A 2,216-nucleotide genomic window follows, 5' to 3' on the forward strand; every position below is an offset into this window, starting at 1 on the left:
CGACGCGTGCAGCAGGCCCCCGGCCAGCCGTTCCGCCGTCCACAGGGCACGCACCGTCCGGGTCCGCGAGCGCCGCCCGCACGGCACGCAGCAGGGCCGGGGCCAGGATCGTGCGCAGGTGGAGGGCGTCGTGGTCCTTGAAGGCGAGCACCGCGCTCGAGACCGGTTCTGCATAGGCCCCGGCCACGAGCGTCGGCAGCGGCGACCCGGTCGGCGTCAGCGGCAGGGCGGCCGCGCCCTGCTCCGCCCGAAGGGGACGGGAGAGCGCACGCTGCAGCACGGTCCCGCAGTCGCCGGCAGACGCCGCCGCCCGGGCGCGCACACGGCGCAGTCGGCCGGCAGGAACAGGTCGGCGAGGTCGGCGAACAGGGATGACATGCCGCCAGTCCACCAGGTGCGCAGGGCCGGTCGGCTCCCGTCCGCGCGGCTGTGCGGGACCGGAGCGGGTGTGCAGGACGGGTCCGTCCATGCAGGACGGGGTCCGCCCGCGCCGGGGCGCTCGGGCCGCCCGTGTCAGCCCGGGAAGGACAGGTCGCGGATGGGGCGTGCCAGCTCCTGGCTGCGCCAGGAGGAGCCGAGCAGCAGGTACACGCCGTTCTCGGTCTCCGCGTAGAAGGACTGGGAGTCGCCCGCGGACAGCCCCGTGAGGCCGGCGAGGGCGTTCAGCGTCCGCCGCGAGCCGTCCAGGGAGACCACCTGCGGCTCCACCTTCTCCTCGGCGTCGTCCGCGTAGTCGGTGACCACCACGGTGACGTCGTCCACCCAGAACAGGTCCCGCATCGGGACGCTGGCCTCGAGGGTCTGCGGCTCGGTCAGGGACGAGGGCACGCCGTCCGCACCGCGGACCACGCCGGCCACCCTTAGGCTCACGCCCTCCTCGGACTCGATGAGCATGGCGGCGCGGGTGCCGGTGGGGCCCACCTGCAGCGTGCGCACGGTCTCGCCCGGTCGCAGCCACGGAGTGCTCACCTGGCGCGCGGTGCCGTCCGCGACCTCTCCCAACGGCACGGCGGTGATGCGCGAGGAGCTCCCCGAGTCCACGGTCCAGGCCCAGTCGAGTCCGTCGATGCTGGGGCGGGTCAGGGAGACGCCCGCGACGATCTGGTCGAGGGTGCCCTCCGTGTCCGCGTGGTACAGCTGCGTGCGGTCCGCGGTCAGGAACGCGAAGTCGGTGCGCGCCCGGTTCACGGCGGGCTCCACCGGGTTGAGGGAGGACACGTTGCGCAGGCCCCCCACGGGGGTCACGCTGAGCCCCTGGAAGAACGCCAGCGTCTGGCTGTCCGGGTCGACGCCGACCTGCACGGTGCCCTTGGACGGGTTGACCTCCACCGGTTCCACCTGTTCCGCCTCGCCCTCCACGGCGAGCGGGTCGAGGTCCACGGTCACCTCGACGCTGTCGACGGTGCTCAGGCCCTGCAGCGTCATCTCAACCTGCTGGCGCAGGCGCTCGCGGCGGTCCGGGTCCATGCCCTCGACGGTCGCGGAGGTGAGGTCCACGGAGGCGGTGCCGTCCGTGACGGGGACGGTGGGGCGGCCCAGCTGCGCACCGCTGCCGGAGGGGAAGGCGGTGACCACGGCCCCGCGCAGCGGCTCCGCGGGCCCGGCCAGCAGCGCACGGGTCATGGCGGCGGCCGTCGTGCCGCGGTTGATGAACCACCGCACGTCCGGGACGGCATAGGTCAGGGTGGGGTCGAAGAAGTACAGCTCGTGGGGCGCGTAGATCGCGGCGAACTGGGATCCGGAGAGCATGGTGCCGTCCTCCGCGGCACTGATGCGCCGCTGGCCGTCCACCTCGGTGACCTGGAGCTCCCACGCCTCGGTGGTGCCGGAGGGCACCGGCGTGCGGATGCCGTTCTGGTCCACCCATGAGTCGATCTCCACCTGGACCAGGTACGTGCCCTCGTCGTCCACGCGGGTGACGGTCGGCTGCGAGGAGTACACGACCGTGCGCCGGTACGGGTCCCAGTCCTTAGACGCGTCGCCGGTCAGGTACTGGCGTGCGATCCCGTAGTCGTCCTGGGGTCCCACCCCGGCGGCGAGGAAGCCGCGGATGATCTCGGAGGCGCCGGCGTCCTGGACCGGGCCGGCGGGCACGTAGAGGGGCACCTCCTGGTCCTGCTCGGCCCCGGCGAGCGGCGGTGAGGTCCCCACGGGCGAGGAGGTGGGCACCTGGGGCGCAGGAGGCCAGGGCGAGGGACGCCGCGGCCAGGACCGCG

General features: G+C 74.0%; 1 protein-coding gene and 1 pseudogene. Both read right to left on the reverse strand.

Going from position 1 to position 2,216, the window contains the following annotated elements; translation table 11 throughout:
• Positions 1 to 280, reverse strand: a pseudogene (locus AC2W7A_RS11745) (ComF family protein); the annotation flags it as partial.
• 233 nt (positions 281 to 513) lie between these two features.
• Positions 514 to 2,216 (reverse strand): LpqB family beta-propeller domain-containing protein (locus AC2W7A_RS11750; RefSeq protein ID WP_485991503.1); only part of this gene is annotated, 1,703 nt, incomplete at its 5' end.

The organism is Micrococcus sp. LASM2_SD2, from assembly GCF_057364565.1.